This is a genomic window from Mesorhizobium sp. M2A.F.Ca.ET.042.01.1.1 (assembly GCF_003997405.1).
Lineage (GTDB): Bacteria > Pseudomonadota > Alphaproteobacteria > Rhizobiales > Rhizobiaceae > Mesorhizobium.
Window position 1 is genome coordinate 1 of the sequence record NZ_RZRX01000016.1, and the last position, 16195, is coordinate 16195.

The 16195-nt window shown below is 64.1% G+C and carries 14 protein-coding genes; 6 read left to right on the top strand and 8 right to left on the bottom strand.

Features of this window, described 5'->3' with window-relative positions:
• The coding region (locus EOA23_RS04300; protein WP_189341494.1) for a hydantoinase B/oxoprolinase family protein at positions 1 to 525 on the bottom strand (525 nt) is incomplete at its 3' end.
• A 1-nt stretch (position 526) separates the two neighbouring features.
• Positions 527 to 2599 (bottom strand): hydantoinase/oxoprolinase family protein, encoded by a 2073-nt coding sequence (locus EOA23_RS04305; protein WP_127302984.1) that lies wholly within the window; start codon positions 2597 to 2599, stop codon positions 527 to 529.
• A gap of 220 nt (positions 2600 to 2819) precedes the next feature.
• Between EOA23_RS04305 and EOA23_RS04310 the strand changes: the two genes are divergently transcribed.
• The 6 genes from EOA23_RS04310 (at position 2820) to EOA23_RS04330 (ending at position 9534) form a co-directional block, all read left to right on the top strand.
• Positions 2820 to 3647 carry a ferredoxin--NADP reductase gene (locus tag EOA23_RS04310; protein WP_127302985.1) on the top strand — a complete coding sequence of 276 codons (828 nt, stop codon included), beginning with the start codon at positions 2820 to 2822 and terminating at the stop codon, positions 3645 to 3647.
• Between the two features lie 329 nt (positions 3648 to 3976).
• Positions 3977 to 5023 carry a deoxyribose-phosphate aldolase gene (gene deoC / locus EOA23_RS04315; protein ID WP_127302986.1) on the top strand — a complete coding sequence of 349 codons (1047 nt, stop codon included), beginning with the start codon at positions 3977 to 3979 and terminating at the stop codon, positions 5021 to 5023.
• Between the two features lie 166 nt (positions 5024 to 5189).
• Entirely contained in the window at positions 5190 to 7565 is a 2376-nt protein-coding gene (locus EOA23_RS04320; protein WP_127302987.1) for an aldehyde dehydrogenase family protein, read from the top strand.
• A 218-nt stretch (positions 7566 to 7783) separates the two neighbouring features.
• Positions 7784 to 8515 carry an SDR family oxidoreductase gene (locus EOA23_RS04325; RefSeq protein WP_127302988.1) on the top strand — a complete coding sequence of 244 codons (732 nt, stop codon included), beginning with the start codon at positions 7784 to 7786 and terminating at the stop codon, positions 8513 to 8515.
• 37 nt (positions 8516 to 8552) lie between these two features.
• Positions 8553 to 8687, top strand: a complete 135-nt coding sequence (locus EOA23_RS36860; protein WP_281058741.1) for a hypothetical protein — start codon at positions 8553 to 8555, stop codon at positions 8685 to 8687.
• 1 nt (position 8688) lies between these two features.
• Positions 8689 to 9534, top strand: coding sequence for a fumarylacetoacetate hydrolase family protein (locus tag EOA23_RS04330; RefSeq protein WP_127302989.1), 846 nt, complete (start codon positions 8689 to 8691; stop codon positions 9532 to 9534).
• Between the two features lie 206 nt (positions 9535 to 9740).
• Here EOA23_RS04330 and EOA23_RS04335 read toward each other — a convergent pair whose 3' ends face one another.
• The 6 genes from EOA23_RS04335 to EOA23_RS04360 all read right to left on the bottom strand — a co-directional run bounded on the left by EOA23_RS04335 (position 9741) and on the right by EOA23_RS04360 (position 16053).
• Positions 9741 to 10739, bottom strand: coding sequence for an ABC transporter ATP-binding protein (locus tag EOA23_RS04335; protein ID WP_127302990.1), 999 nt, complete (start codon positions 10737 to 10739; stop codon positions 9741 to 9743).
• A 15-nt stretch (positions 10740 to 10754) separates the two neighbouring features.
• Positions 10755 to 11816, bottom strand: a complete 1062-nt coding sequence (locus tag EOA23_RS04340; RefSeq protein WP_127302991.1) for a Gfo/Idh/MocA family oxidoreductase — start codon at positions 11814 to 11816, stop codon at positions 10755 to 10757.
• Entirely contained in the window at positions 11813 to 12652 is an 840-nt protein-coding gene (locus EOA23_RS04345) for a carbohydrate ABC transporter permease (RefSeq protein WP_127302992.1), read from the bottom strand. The genes EOA23_RS04340 and EOA23_RS04345 overlap by 4 nt, the downstream gene beginning before the upstream one ends.
• Positions 12653 to 12660: 8 nt before the next feature.
• On the bottom strand, positions 12661 to 13590 hold the full coding sequence (locus tag EOA23_RS04350; RefSeq protein ID WP_127303015.1) for a sugar ABC transporter permease: 930 nt from the start codon (positions 13588 to 13590) through the stop codon (positions 12661 to 12663).
• A gap of 241 nt (positions 13591 to 13831) precedes the next feature.
• Positions 13832 to 15091 (bottom strand): ABC transporter substrate-binding protein, encoded by a 1260-nt coding sequence (locus EOA23_RS04355; protein WP_127302993.1) that lies wholly within the window; start codon positions 15089 to 15091, stop codon positions 13832 to 13834.
• A gap of 53 nt (positions 15092 to 15144) precedes the next feature.
• The gene (locus tag EOA23_RS04360) at positions 15145 to 16053 is read right to left on the bottom strand and encodes an N-acetylmuramic acid 6-phosphate etherase (RefSeq protein WP_127302994.1); all 909 of its coding nucleotides are present in this window, start codon (positions 16051 to 16053) and stop codon (positions 15145 to 15147) included.
• Between the last annotated feature and the right edge of the window lie 142 nt (positions 16054 to 16195).

Sequence of the window (16195 nt, forward strand, 5' to 3'; positions counted from 1 at the left end):
GATGATGGCGTAGATCTCGGGGTCGAGCACGCCGTTCTTGAACAGTTTCACCGGCGGCAGCCGCAAGCCTTCCTGCTCGACCGCGGTGGCCGAGGCGGAAAAACCGCCCGGGACCGAGCCGCCGATATCCGGCCAGTGGCCGGTGTTGGACAGCCAGCAGAAGATCTTGCCGCTCCGATAGACCGGCATAACGAAGCGAACATCCATCAGATGCGTGCCGCCGAGATAGGGGTCGTTGACGATGTAGATGTCGCCCGGCTCGGGCGCCAGGCAACGGCCGTCGGCGATCATCTCGATCACCGTCCTGGTCGAATATTGCATGACGCCGACGAACACCGGCAGGCCCTGGCTGCCTTGCGCGATCAGCGAACCGTCGACCGCCGAATAGATGCCGTCCGAGCGGTCATTGGCCTCGGCGATGACCGGCGAGAAAGCCGCGCGCGAGAAGGTCAGGTCCATTTCGTCGCAGACCTGCTGCAGGGCTGCCTGCAGCACCGAAAGCGTGATCGTGTCGAGCTTTGCCATCTCAAGCCTCGCCGATGTCGATGATGATGTTGCCGTCCGCGTCCGAGCGCGCCTGGTCGCCGGGTTCGAGCACCGTGGTGGCGTCCATCTGTTCCAGGATCGCCGGCCCCTCGATCACTGCGTCGAGCGGCAGCTTTTCGCGGGCATAGACCGGCGTGTCGTGCCAGGTGCCGTGATACCAGACCGGGCGGATCTCGCGCCGCGCTTCGTCAAGCGTTGCCGCGCGCCCCGCCGGGTCGATCAGCCGCGACAAATCGATCTGCGGCCGCACGCCGGTGACCGAGGTGTTGAGGTTGACGAGATTGGCGCGGATTTCCGGCAGCTCGACCTTGAAGCGGGCGAAATAGGCTTTCTCGAACAATTGCTGCAGCGTTTCTCGTGAAACCGAGGACGACGGCAGCGGCACATTGATGATATGCGTCTGGCCGACGAACTGCATGTCGGCGGAATGCGTGACGCGGATCGCGTCCGGCTTCACCGCTTCCTTGGCGATCAGCGCCTCGCCTTCGTTACGGTGCCGTTCCAGTACCTCGCGAAGCGAGGCCTCGTCGAGGCTCGCCACGGGTTGGTTGATCGTGTTGACAAAATCGTGGCGCAGATCGGCGACGACGCAGCCCAGGGCATTGGTGATGCCGGGGCGCGCGGGCACCAGCACGCGCGGCAGGCCGAGCTCCCGGGCAAGCGCCGTCGCATGCAGCGGCCCGGCGCCGCCAAAGGCGAACAGCGCGAAATCGCGCGGGTCGTGGCCGCGCGAGACCGACACCATGCGGATCGCGCCGGCCATCTTCATGTTGCCGAGTCGCAGAACGGCGCCCGCGGCCTCGACGCCGGAAAGGCCGGTGTGCTTGCCGATCTTGGCCTCGAAAATGCCGGTGACGCGCTCGACGGTGACCGGGTTGTCGACCGCGAGCAGCTTCTTCGGCGCCAGCCGTCCGAGCACCAGATTGGCGTCGGTGATGGTCGGCTCGGCGCCGCCGCGCCCATAGCAGATCGGGCCGGGATTGGCACCGGCGCTTTCCGGGCCGATCTGGATCAGCCCGGCCGCGTCGACGCGCGCGATCGAGCCGCCGCCGGCGCCGACGGTATGCACCGCCACCATCGGCACATGGATCGGCATCGCATATTCGATCTCGATCTCGTTGGAGACAGCCGGCTCGGCATTGCGGATCAGCGCCACGTCGGTCGAGGTGCCTCCCATGTCATAGGTGACGAGATTGCCGAAGCCGCCGCGCTTGCCCGTGTAGGCGGCGGCGATGACGCCGGAAGCCGGGCCGGACATCACGGTCTTGGCCGATTCCAGCGTGACGAAACGCGCCGAGATCATGCCGCCATTGCCGTTCATGATCAGGAAGTCGCGGGCATAGCCCTTTGCCGCCAGCTCCTTGCGCAGCCGTTCGACATAACGCTCTAGGATCGGCTGCACCGAGGCGTTGACGGCGGCCGTCACGCCTCGCTCGAACTCGCGCGCTTCCGAAAGCAGCGCATGCCCGGTGGTGATGTGGCCGTTCGGCCAAAGCTCCGCCGCGATTTCGGCGGCGCGCCGCTCATGCGTCGGGTTGGCATAGGAGTGCAGGAAGTGGATGACGAGGGATTCGCAGCCGGCGTCGAGCAGCTTCTTCACCGCATCGCGCATCTCGGCTTCGTCGAGTTGAATACGCACCGCGCCCGAAGCCTCGACCCGTTCCGACACTTCGAGCCGAAGGTCGCGGGGAATGACGGGGACAAAAGTGCCGGTCATGCCATAGGCCTGCGGCCTAGTGCGGCGGCCAAGCTCGATCACGTCGCGAAAGCCGCGCGTGGTGATCATGCCGGTCCGCGCCAGCCGGCGTTCCAGCACGGCGTTGGTCGTGGTCGTCGTGCCGTGCACGATCAGGTCGATGCCGTCGATCGGAAAGCCGGTCGCGCCAAGCGCGGCGACCACGCCGAAGGCCTGGTTTTCGACGGTCGTCGGCGTCTTGGCGATATGGACCCTGCCGCCCGCTTTGCCGTCGATCAAAAGCAGGTCGGTGAAGGTTCCGCCGACGTCGATCCCTGCTACGACGCTTCCCGCGGACGCCGAAAATTTCTCAATCATTGCCGAAACCCGAAATAGCAGGACTACGGATATGCCTTGGTTTGGAAAGGCATTTTACGTGGCCATCTTGACCTCAAGATCATTTGTATACTAATAAGTTTCGGACACAAGAGCTTACCGCTTGGCAATGTGCAGCGGGCACGTCGGGACCTGATCGTTCGGACGCGCAGGAGAAAGTTTGGCGCCCAGTGCGTTTGTCTGGGCCGGAAAGTTGGGTTTGATGAACACGACATCCGCGTTGAACACCGCCGGCGCAAGGCCGCTGCAGTTCCCGATTCCGGCCAATGTCTATGCCGAGACCGTGGTGTCGGTGAAGCATTACACCGACCGGCTGTTCTCGTTCCGCATCACCCGCCCGCAGTCGCTGCGCTTCCGCTCCGGCGAGTTCGTCATGATCGGCCTGCCCAATGCCGAGAAGCCGATCTTCCGCGCCTACTCGGTCGCCAGCCCCGCCTGGGACGACGAGCTGGAATTCTTCTCGATCAAGGTCCCGGATGGCCCGCTCACCTCCGAGCTGCAGAAGATCCAGGTCGGCGACACCGTCATCATGCGCCAGAAGGCGACCGGCACGCTGGTGCTCGACGCGCTGACGCCCGCCAAGCGCGTGTTCATGATCTCGACCGGCACCGGCATCGCGCCTTTCGCCAGCCTGCTGCGCGATCCCGACACCTATGAGAAGTTCGACCAGGTGATCCTCACCCACACCTGCCGCGACATTGCCGAGCTCACTTACGGCCAGGAGCTGGTGGCGGCGCTCGAAAGCGATCCTCTGATCGGCGAGCTGACCGCCGGCCGCGTCACGCTCTACAATTCGACGACGCGCGAGGAATCGGCGCGCATGGGCCGCATCACCGCGCTGATCGGCTCCGGAAAATTCTATTCCGATCTCGGCATCGACAAGCTCAATCCCGAGACCGACCGCATCATGATCTGCGGCTCGATGCACATGCTGAAGGACGTCAAGGAACTCGCCGAGAGCCTCGGCTTCCAGGAAGGTTCCTTGAGCCACCCGGCCAGCTTCGTCGTCGAGCGCGCCTTCGTCGGCTAAGGCGTCGCGGCGGCTACAGAAATCTGCGCCATCGCGCTCTGCGGCTGAGGCACGGAATGGATACTCGGGTCAAGCCCGAGTATGACGAAGGGATGGGCGTTTCGGCCAATCTCCAACCGCCGGGAGCGTTCACTCGGCGTCTTGCTTTGACCATACGGTCAAAAATCTACTGCCTCGGCTGCCTTTTTCCGCTATGAGCCTTTGAAAGACTCGTGAAGCATCGCTTCACGGGCTATCTTTGTGCGTGTCGCCCAAAAGTGTTGAGCGGTTTTGGGAAAACGACACGCACCAGGAAAAGCGGCGTAAACAGCTGAATGAAAGGGCAGGAGATGAGCACGATCCGCGAAGCAGGCGCTGGCGCGTCCAAGGTGATGCCGCTGCCGGCGCGCGCCGCCGCCAACACGCCGCTGCCACTGGAACACGGCATTGCCCGCAACCCTGGCATGAAGCTCGATCTCGGCTTTCTGGAATCGGTGCGCAGCGTCAACCGCTCGGCGCTGGAGCGCCGCGTCGCGACGCTGACCAAGCGGCGGTCGATCAAGGCCGACAACCAGGCCGCATGGCTCTTGCGCGCCATCGCCTGCATGGACCTGACAACGCTGAATTCCAATGACACCGATGAGCGCGTGCGCCGGCTCTGCGCCAAGGCGATCAATCCGCTGCGCCGCGACATCGCCGAAGGTCTCGGCATCTCAGGCGAAACCATCCGTCCGGCGGCGGTCTGCGTCTACCATCCCTTTGTCGCCACGGCGGTCGATGCCCTGCGCGGCACCGGCATTCACGTCGCCGCGGTTTCCACCGCCTTCCCGCACGGGCTTGCGCCGCTGTCGACCCGCCTGCAGGAGATCGAGGCCTCGGTGAAGGACGGCGCCGACGAGATCGACGTCGTCATTCCGCGCGGCCTGGTCTACGGCGCCAAATGGCGCGAGCTGTTCAACGAGATCGTCGCCATGCGCGCGGCCTGCGGCGATGCGCATCTGAAAGTCATCCTCGGCACCGGCGATCTCGCCACTTTGCGCAATGTCATGCTTGCCTCCATGGTGGCGATGATGGCGGGCGCCGATTTCATCAAGACCTCGACCGGTAAGGAGAGCGTCAACGCCACGCTCCCCGTCGGCCTCACCATGGTGCGCGCCATCCGCGCCTATTTCGAGGAGACCGGCTATCTCATCGGCTTCAAGCCGGCCGGCGGCATTTCCACCGCCAAGGTCGCGCTCGATTGGCTGGTGCTGATGAAGGAGGAGCTCGGCCGGCCGTGGCTGGAGCCGGACCTGTTCCGCTTCGGCGCGTCGAGCCTGCTCACCGACATCGAACGCCAGCTCGAGCATCATTTGACCGGCCATTACTCGGCCAACCATCGCCACGCGATGGCGTAGGCTCCCACCCTCCCCCTTGTGGGGAGGGTCGCCGCGCAGCGGCGGGGTGGGGGTCGTAAAACCAAAATAGCCTATCCAATGAACCGAACCATCAACCGTTTACCCCCACCCCGATCGGCTTTGCCGATCGACCCTCCCCACAAGGGGGAGGGTAAAGGAGCGCCCCATGAACATCCTCGAACGCTATCACGCCATGGAATACGGTCCGGCGCCGGAAGCCCGCAACGAGGCCGATGCCTGGCTCGCCGCACGCGATTTCTCAAAGAGCCTGTTCATCGACGGCGCCTGGAAAGCGGCGGCCGGCGGCAAGATTTTCGAGACCAGCGAGCCGTCCTCCGGCAAGCTGCTTGCGAAGGTCTCGGATGCCGGCGCGGCCGACATCGATGCCGCGGTAACCGCCGCCGCCAAGGCGCTGCCGAAATGGTCGGCTTCCTCCGGCTACGCCTGCGCAAAAGTCCTCTACGCCATCGGCCGCGCCATGCAGCGTCACCAGCGCCTGTTCGCCGTTCTGGAATCGATCGACAATGGCAAACCGATCCGCGAGAGCCGCGACATCGACGTGCCGCTGGCAATCCGCCATTTCATCCATCATGCCGGCTGGGCGCAGACGCTGGAAAAGGATTTTCCCGACCACAAGCCGGTCGGCGTCGTCGGCCAGGTCATCCCGTGGAATTTCCCGCTGCTGATGCTGGCCTGGAAGATCGCGCCGGCGCTGGCTGCCGGATGCACGGTGGTGTTGAAGCCCGCCGAATTCACGCCGCTCACCGCTATCCTGTTCGCAGAGATCTGCGAGCGTGCCGGCGTGCCGAAGGGCGTCGTCAACATCGTCCAGGGCGGACCTGAGGCGGGCGCGGCCATCGTCAATCATCCCGGCGTGCAGAAGATCGCCTTCACAGGCTCGTCCGAAGTCGGCAAGATCATCCGCAAGGCAACGGCCGGCTCGGGCAAGAAGCTGTCGCTGGAGCTCGGCGGCAAATCGGCCTTCATCGTCTTCGAGGATGCCGATCTCGACAGCGCCGTTGAAGGCCTGGTCGACGGCATCTGGTTCAATCAGGGCCAGGTCTGCTGCGCTGGCTCGCGCCTTCTTGTGCAGGAGGGCATCGCCGAGGCCTTCATCGCCAAGGTCAAGGTCAGGATGAGCCGGCTGCGCGTCGGCAGCCCGCTCGACAAGAACACCGATATCGGCCCGCTGGTCGACCGCACCCAGCTCGACCGCGTCAAGGGCTTGATCGCCGAGGGCGCGAAACAGGGCGCCGTCTGCTGGCAGCCGGACGCCGCTTTGCCGTCCTCCGGCTACTATCACCTGCCGACGCTGGCGACTTCTGTTTCGCCGGCTAACATTCTCGCGCAGGAAGAGGTGTTCGGCCCGGTGCTGGCGACCATGACCTTCCGCAACACCGAGGAAGCGATCGAGCTTGCCAACAACACGCGCTATGGCCTTGCCTCTTCGGTGTGGAGCGAGAACGTCAATCTGGCCCTGCATGTCGCGCCGCAATTGAAGGCCGGCGTCGTTTGGGTCAACGGCACCAACATGTTCGACGCCGCCTGCGGCTTCGGCGGCTATCGCGAAAGCGGCTTTGGTCGCGAGGGCGGCCGCGAAGGCATGTTCGAATATCTGGCGGCAAAGCTTCCCATTGGCCCGGCCATCAAGCCGTCGGCCCCCGGGTCCGCCCAGCCGGTCGAACAGGCCGACGGCATGGCCATCGACCGCACGGCAAAGCTTTTCATCGGCGGCAAGCAGGTCAGGCCGGACGGCAACTATTCCCTGGCCGTCGCCACCGCCAGGGGTAAGCTTGCGGGCGAAGTCGGTCTCGGCAACCGCAAGGATATCCGCGACGCGGTCGCCGCCGCCCGCGCCTGCAAGACCTGGCCGGATGCGACCGCCTATAACCGCAGCCAGGTGCTCTACTATTTCGCCGAGAACTTGTCCGGCCGCGCTGACGAGTTCGCCGCGCGCCTTGTTCAGCTGATGGGCGTTACGGCCAAGGCTGCGCGCGAGGAGGTCGAGCAGTCGATCGAGCGGCTGTTCCTCTATGCCGGCCTCGCCGACAAGTTCGAAGGCCGCGTCCATCAGCCGCCGGCCCGCGTCGTGACGCTTGCGCTGCATGAGCCTGTCGGCGTCGTCGGCATCGTCGCACCGGACAACCAGCCGCTGCTCAACTTAATCTCGCTGGTGGCGCCGGCGCTCGCCATGGGCAACACCGTGGTCGCCGTCCCGTCGGAGCGGCACCCGCTTTTGGCCACCGATCTCTACCAGGTGATCGAATATTCCGACTTGCCTGCCGGCGCCATCAACATCGTCACCGGCCGCAGCGCCGAGCTCGCCGGCGTGCTGGCCAAGCATGACGATGTCGACGGGCTCTGGCTGTTCGCCGATGCCGACACCTGCGCCAAGGCGGAGGCCGATTCCATCGGCAACCTCAAGCGCGTCTGGACCGGCAATGGCCGCACGCTCGATTGGACGTCGAGCGAGGCGGCCGGCGAGCCCTTCCTGCGCCGCGCCATCGAGGTCAAGAACGTCTGGGTGCCCTACGGCGACTGAGGCGTCCCGCCGAGGCGCGCCGGGCGACGGAGCCAGTTCAGCCGCTGTCGCGAAGGTGATGGCGTTCGGGCTTGACGCTGGTCAGCGTGTTCTTTAACGAGAAAAAACATCTTTATTTGTGAAGCAGAGGCTGACCGCACGACGCCGGCTGTCTGGTACACGACGCCGGGCCGGCCATCGATTAGAGGCGGACGCTCCAGGCAGGCGAGGAGAAGAACATGGCGGATCTGGCGGGCAAGATTGTTGTGGTCACTGCCGCGGCGCAAGGCATCGGACGGGCAAGCGCGCTGGCCTTCGCCAAGGCAGGCGCGAGCGTTCACGCCACCGATATCAACGAGCCGTTGCTGGCGGAGTTGGGCAAAACCCCCGGCATTACGACGCGAAAACTCGATGTGCTGAACGACGCGGCCGTCGCTTCCGCCTTCGCCGAGATCGGCCGCGTCGATGTGCTGTTCAACTGCGCCGGCTTCGTCCATGGCGGTTCGATCCTGGAGATGAAGGACGAGGATCTCGACTTCGCGCTCAACCTCAATGTCCGTTCGATGATCCGCACCATCCGCGCCGTGCTGCCGGGCATGCTGGAGCGCGGCGACGGCTCGATCATCAACATGGCCTCGCTGGCAAGCTCGCAGAAGGGCGTGCCGAACCGTTTCGTTTACGGACTGACGAAGGCCGCGGTCGTCGGCCTCACCAAGGCGGTCGCCGCCGATTATGTCGCCAAGGGCATTCGCTGCAACGCCATCTGCCCCGGCACGGTCGAAAGCCCGTCGTTGCAGGACCGCATGCATGCGCAGGGTGACTATGAGGCAGCGCGAGCGGCCTTCATCGCCCGCCAGCCCATGGGCCGGCTCGGCACGCCTGAGGAGATCGCCGATCTCGCCGTTTATCTGGCCGGCGCCACCTACACGTCGGGTCAGGCCTACAACATCGACGGCGGCTGGTCGATCTGACGAAAGGCTGGGATGTCGGCGAGGCGGTCGGATCGAAATGTCTGAAAATCTCGACGATTTGGTCGGCATCGCAGCGGGCTCGCTTGCCGCCGGTGTGGTCGGCGACTACGGTCCGCTGGCTTTGACGGGAATTTATGAAAACGGCCGCTGGCCGCAAGGTGGAGAACGTTGAGATGAAGTTGTTGCGCTATGGCGAAGCTGGCAGTGAAAAGCCCGGCCTGCTTGATGCGGATGGGAATATCCGCGACCTTTCCGCTCATGTCGCTGATATCGCCGGCACGACGCTTCATCCGGCCTCGCTGGAGATGCTCTCCAAGCTCGATCCCAAGACGCTGCCGGTGGTATCCGGCAAGCCGCGCCTGGGCGCCTGCGTCGCCGGCACGGGCAAGTTCATCTGCATCGGCCTCAATTATTCCGATCACGCCGCCGAGACCGGCGCCACGGTGCCGCCGGAGCCGATCATCTTCATGAAGGCAAGCTCGGCGATCGTCGGGCCGGATGACGACGTGCTGATCCCGCGCGGTTCGGAAAAGACCGACTGGGAAGTCGAGCTCGCCGTCATCATCGGCAAGACGGCGAAATATGTTTCGGAGGACAACGCGCTGGATTATGTCGCCGGCTACGCCGTCGCGCATGATGTGTCGGAGCGCGCCTTCCAGGCCGAGCGCCAGGGCCAATGGACCAAGGGCAAATCCTGCGACACGTTCGGCCCGACCGGCCCGTGGCTGGTCACCAAGGACGAGGTCGCCGATCCGCAGAATCTCAAGATGTGGCTGACCGTCAACGGCAAGACCATGCAGAACGGCTCGACCAAGACCATGGTCTATGGCGTGAAGTATCTGGTCTCATACCTCAGCCAGTTCATGTCGCTGCATCCCGGCGACATCATCTCCACCGGCACTCCGCCTGGCGTCGGGTTGGGCATGAAGCCGCCGGTGTTCCTGAAGGCCGGCGACGTGGTGGAACTCGGCATTGAAGGGCTCGGTCAGCAGAAGCAGACCTTCAAGGCGGACGAGTAAGCTCGACCTCGCCTTCCCCCCTTGTGGGGGAAGGTGGCCGCGAAGCGGCCGGATGAGGGGTGTTGGAAGGATCTCGGCGCAAGCAGGATTAAGCGGCTCGGGTCCTTCAGTCTTTGAGGTCGCCCTCCGCTGGAGCACCCCTCATCCGTCTCGGCGCTGCGCGCCGATCCACCTTCTCCCACAGGGGGAGAAGGGAGCGCTGGCGCTTACCTCAGCACCTTCCCATCCGCCCCAAACCGATACGTCTTCGCCGCATCCGGCGTTGCATAGAGCGTTGCGCCCGGCTCGGCATTGTAGACGCCAAAAATGCGCACCGTGATCAGCCCGGCCTTCTGGCAGTCGAGATAGAGGTTGGTGTCGGCGCCGAGATGCTCGGCATGCACCACCGTGCCCTTCCAGGCGCCGGAATTCGCATCGACTGTCAGATGCTCCGGCCGCACGCCGATGGTCTTCGCCGTTTCGCCCAGCTTGGCGCCGTCGATGAAGTTCATCTTCGGCGAGCCGATGAAGCCGGCGACGAATTCGTTGGCCGGCGAATTGTAGAGCTCCATCGGGCTGCCGATCTGCTCGATGCGGCCGGCATTGAGCACCACGATCTTGTCGGCCAGCGTCATCGCCTCGACCTGGTCGTGGGTGACATAGATCATCGTCGCCTTCAGCCGCCGATGCAGCTGCGCGATCTCAAGGCGGGTGTTGACGCGCAGCGCCGCATCGAGGTTCGACAGCGGCTCGTCAAAGAGAAAAAGCTTCGGCTCGCGCACCACGGCGCGGCCGATGGCGACGCGCTGGCGCTGCCCGCCCGACAGTTCCGCAGGCCGGCGTTCGAGGTAGGGCTCGAGCGACAGCATGGCGGAGGCGATCTTGATGCGCCGCTCGATCTCGGCGGCTGGCGTGCCGGCCTGCTTGAGGCCCAGCGCCATGTTGTTCTTCACCGTCAGATGCGGGTAGAGCGCGTAGGTCTGGAACACCATGGCGATGCCGCGTTTCGCCGGCGGCGTGACGGAAACGTCGGCGCCGTCGATCAGCACGCGGCCGGAGGTTGAATCCTCCAACCCGGCGATCACGCGCAGCAGCGTTGACTTTCCGCAGCCCGACGGGCCGACGAAAACGACGAACTCACCGTCATTCACCTGCAGGTCGATGCCCTTCAGCACCTCGACCGGCCCGAAAGCTTTCTTCACATTCTCGATCTTCAGCGAGCCCACGGCTTCGTTCCTGTTCTAGAGTTTGACGGCCTTGCCGCTGCGCACGCTCTCGTCGGCGGCGAGGCAGACGGCGAGCGACTTCACGGCATCGTCCACGTGGCGGGTGAGATCGATGTCTTCGCGGATGGCCTTGAGCAGGAAGGCCTGCTCCAGGTCGCAGAGTTCCTGGTGGCCCGGCTCGCCTTCCATCGACAGCAGCTGGTCTTCCTTGGCGAAGCTGCCGTCGGGTCCGGTCGCCGCACTATGCAGCCGGATGGTCGAGGTCTTGGTGTGGGTGTCGATGTCATCGGACTTCACGCCCTCCTTCATGACGATCGACACGCAGCCCCTGGGCGACATCACGTCCTTCACAAAGAAGGCGGTCTCGGAGATCATCGGCCCCCAGCCGGCTTCATACCAGCCGACCGAGCCGTCCTCGAACAGCACCTGCAGGTGGCCGTAATTGTACATCGACGGCGCCACCTCGTCGCTGAGCCGCACGCCCATGCCGCGTACTTCGACAGGTCTCGAGTCGGTGATCTGCAGCATGACGTCGAGATAATGCACGCCGCAGTCGACGATCGGTGAGGTCGTCCGCATCAGCTGCTTGTGCGTCTCCCAGGTGTGGCCGGAGGACTGCTGGTTGAGGTTCATGCGGAAGACATACGGGCCGCCGAGCTTGCGCGCCTCGGCGATCAGCCGGATCCAGGACGGATGGTGGCGCAATATATAGCCGATCACCAGCTTCCTGCCGTTGGCCTTGGCGGCGTCGACGACGCGTTGCGCATCAGACACCGTCGTTGCCAGCGGCTTCTCGACGAAGACGTGGCAACCGGCCTCGAAGGCCCGCACCGCATAGTCGGCATGGCTGTCGGAATAGGTTGCGATCGCGGCCACGTCCGGCTTCTCGTCGTGCAACACATCCTCGAAGGAGCGGCGGATGCCGTACTGTCCAAGCACGTCCGGCAGCGGCACGTCGGAGCGGTTGACCAGCGCCGCGATCTCGAAGCCCGGATTGGTGTGATACGCCAGCGCATGGCTGCGGCCCATATTGCCGAGGCCGGCGACGACGACGCGAAGGGGTCTTACTGCGCTCACTTGACGGCTCCCGAGGTGATGCCGCGGATCAGCTGCCGCGAGAAGATGACATAGAGGATCAGCACCGGCAGGATCGCCAGCGAGAGCGCCGCCAGGATCGCGTTCCAATTCGTGACGAACTGGCCGAGGAAGAGCTGCGCGCCGAGCGTCACCGTCTTGGTCTCTTCCGACGGCGCCAGGATCAGCGGGAACCACAGATCGTTCCAGATCGGGATCATGGTGAAGACGGCGACCGTTGCCATCGCCGGGCGCACCAGCGGCAGCACCAGCCTGAAGAAGATCGTGTATTCCGAAAGCCCGTCGATGCGGCCCGCGTTCTTCAGGTCGTTGGACACCTGCTTCATGAATTCCGACAGGATGAAGATGGCGAGCGGCAGGCCTTGCGCGGTATAGACCAGGACCAGCGCCGTCAGCGTGTTGACCAAGCCCGTCGCCACCATCAGCTGCAGGATGGCGACGGTGCCGAGCCGGATCGGGATCATGATGCCGAGCGCCAGGTAAAGCCCCATCAGCGTGTTGCCGCGGAAGCGGTATTCCGACAGCGCGAAAGCCGCCATCGCGCCGAACAGCAAGACGAAGAACAGCGAGGCGACGGTGACGACCAGGCTGTTCTGGAAATAGTGGAAGAAATCGCCTTGGCCGAAGACGGTGGTGTAGCCGATCAGGTCGAAGGTCTTCGGCGTCGGCGGCGTCAGCGGCGCGCCGAAGATGCCGGCGCGGGACTTGAACGAATTCATCACCACCAGGATCACCGGGAACAGCGCGATCACCGTGTAGGTGATAAGGATCGCGTGCGCGCCGATGGTGCGGGGGAGCGAATGGGTGGCTGTGCTCATGGCGTACCTCAGAACTGGTAGCGACGCAGGCGCGTCTGCACGAGGAACAGGTAGACGCAGACGCCGGCGAGGATGATCAGGAACATGATCGTGGCGATCGCCGCGCCCATATTCGGATCGCCGACCTGCAACTGGAAGCCGAAGAAGGCACGGTAGAGGAAGGTGCCGAGGATGTCGGTCGAATAGTTCGGCCCGGCGAGCGCGCCTTGCGCGGTGTAGATCAGGTCGAAGGCGTTGAAATTGCCGACGAAGGTCAGGATCGAGATGATGCCGATCGAGGGCAGGATCAGCGGTAGCTTGATCTTCCAGAACTGCGCCATGCCGGTGACGCCGTCGCATTCGGCCGCCTCGATCACCTCGTCGGGGATCGACAGCAGCGCCGCATAGATCAGCATCATCGGAATGCCGACGAACTGCCACACCGAGACCAGGCTGAGCGCGGTCAGCGCATATTGCTCCTTGCCGAGCCAGGGCGTGAAGAAGCTCTTCAAGCCGACGAAATCCATCAGATGCGGCGCCACGCCCCAGATCGGCGACAGGATCAGCTTCCAGGCGAAACCGACGATGACGAAGGACAGGATCGTCGGCACGAAGATCGCCGTGCGGTAGAAGGCGGTGAAACGCAGTTTCGGGCTGGAAAGGAGCGCGGCCAGAAGGATGCCGATCGGGTTCTGCACCAGCATATGGATGATGAAGAACCAGACATTGTTCCTGAGCGCATTCCAGAAATTCACCGACCAGTTCGGATCGCCGAACAGGGTGCGAAAATTGCTGAAGCCGACGAAGACCTGCGACTGTTCGATGTTGCGGAACAGCGAGAGCTGCAGCGTGCCGAACAGCGGCAGGATCATGAAGGCGGTGTAGACCAGCACCGCCGGCGCCAGGAAGACGCCGACATGCCAGCGGATCGGTCTTTTCGCTCGCGTTTCTTCGGCCATGGTTTCGGTGTCCATGAGTTCGGTTCCCCGCCGTCTCTGGGTTCCAGTTCGATGATGCTAGCTGGTGCCTCAATGCACGGCCTGGCTGTCCCCTCTGGGGTTAGACAAGGCCAGCGACGGATCGGCTCCGTCTTCCCCGCGAGATCGAGGGTAAGACCGGGAGGCTGCGCCGACAATCGCTATCTGGATCTGTTTGAATGCCGGCCGGGGAAGCTCCCGGCCGGCATTGCAATCGATAGACTTACTTCTCCGGCTTGTACCAGCTGTCGAGGCCGTCCTGGAGCTTCTTGGCCGCGGCTTCCGGCGTGTCGGTGCCGTTGATCACATTGGCCGATTCAACCCAGGTCTCGTTCTCGAGGTTCGGCGTGCCGCGCGACAGGATCTGGTAGGTCGAGCGGATCGTCGACTTGCACTTGCCGCGCCAGGAGACGAATTCCTGCGCCAGCGGGTCTTCCATCTTCACCGGCGTCGAGTTCAGGCTGAAGAAGCCCGGCAGCGCGTTGGCATAGATGGTGGCGAAATCGGGCGAAGCGACCCAAGACAGGAACTTCTTGGCCTCTTCCGGATGTTTCGATGCCGCGTTCAGGCCCATGCCGATATCGGTATGGTCGGAGATGTAACAGGTGTCGCCGGCCTTCTGCACCGGCGGCGGGAAGGCGCCCATCTTGAACTGCGCCTGGGTGTTGAACAGACCGATCTCCCACGAGCCGGCCGGGTAGATCGCGGCGCGGCCGAGCGTGAACAGATTCTGGCTGTCCGGGTAGGTCTGCGCCTCGAAGCCGTCGCCGAGATAGGGCTTCCACTTGGCCAGTTCCTTATAGGGCTCGACCCATTGCGGATCGGTCAGCTTCTGCTCGCCCTTGATCAGGGCAGCGCGGCCTTCCTCGCCCTTCCAGTAGTTCGGGCCGATATTCTGGTAGCCCATGGTCGCTGCTTCCCAGAGGTCCTTGGTGCCCATCGCCATCGGGATGTAGGTGCCGTCGGCCTTGATTTTGTCGAGCACGGCGTAGAACTCTTCGTTGGTGGTCGGCACCTTAAGGCCGAGCTTGTCGAAGGCGTCCTTGTTGTAGATGAAGCCGTGGATGACCGAAGCCATCGGCACGCAGAAGCTCGACTTGCCGTCATCGGTCTGCCAGGCGGCCTTGGCGACGGGCGAGAAGTTCTCCATGCCGGGCAGCGAGGAGATGTCGGCAAGGTTGCCCTTCTTGAACAGCTCGAGCGACTTGTCGAAGGGGCGGCAGGTGATCAGGTCGCCAGCCGAGCCGGCAGCGAGCTTGGCGCCGAGGGCGGCGTCATACTCGGTCGGAGCCGAAGGCGCGAACACCACCTTGATGCCGGGGTTCTTGGCTTCGAAGGCCGGGATCAGCTTGTCCTTCCAGATGGTCAGGTCGTCGCCGCGCCAGCTTTCGATGTTGAGCGTCACGTCCTCGGCCAGGGCCATCCCGGTGGTGCCGAGAATGCTTGTGCCGAGCAGAAGGGCCGTCAGTAGTTTGGTCTTCATCTTCAGTCTCCCTGTTGACCTTTTTCAGGTTCGGTTTTGATGAGAACAGAGGCTCAGCGCCCCTTGCTCCCCTCGATCTCGGAAAGCGCCGGCCTAAGCTTCTGGCCGGTTCCTTCCAGTATCTTCTCGGCCGCATCGGCGTTTGCCGCGCCCGCGGCGAGCAGAATGGCGGTCTTGACCACGCCGCCGCTCTCCTCGAGCAGGCGGGCGGCGTCGTCGCGGCTCTTGCCGCTGATGGCGGCGACCATGCGCACGGCGCGGTCGCGCAGCTTGATGTTGTCGGCGGTGAGATTGACCATGTAGCCGTCATGGACATGGCCGAGATGGATGGCGGCCAGCGTCGACAGCATGTTGAGCGCGATCTTCTGCGCGGTGCCCGCGCCCATGCGCGTCGAGCCTGCGATCAGCTCGGGTGGCGTTTCGAGCAGGATGGCGACATCGGCCTGATTGAACAGCGCGGCGCCCCGATTGTTGGCGATGGCGATGGTTGCGGCGCCGCGGCTCTTCGCGTCCTGCAGCGCCTGGACCGCATAGGGGGTCGAGCCGCTGGCGGAGATGGCGATCAGGCAGTCGCCTTTGCCGATGGCGGCCGCGGCAACCGCCGCCGACGCTTCATCGGTGTCGTCCTCGGGGCCGCCAGCCAGCGTGCGGAAGGCATTGTCGCCGCCGGCGATCAAGATGGCGATGCGGTCGCGGGCGATGCCGAAGGTGCCAGGCAATTCCAGCGCGTCGGCCACCGCCATCAGGCCGGAACTGCCGGCCGCCGCATAGGCGAGCCTGCCGCCGCTCTTCAACTGCTTCGCGATGAGTTCGGCGGCGGCAGCGATCGCCGGAATAGCGCCGTGCACGGCTTTGGCGGCCTCGATCTGGGCGTTGGCCAGGAACGCCAGAATGGCTTCCGGGGCCTGGACATCCAGCCCCTCGGCATTCTGGTGAAGCGCTTCCGTGCGCGTCTCGGCCATCCATTTTCCTCCGACCTGGTCGAACAATACCAAAAAAATACCACTTGTCCACACGCATTAACGAATTTCAGGACGCGCAGCGCGCTTGCCGGGGAATTGACGTGGATTTTCAATAAAATACGGCTTAATCTTTTTTGAACTG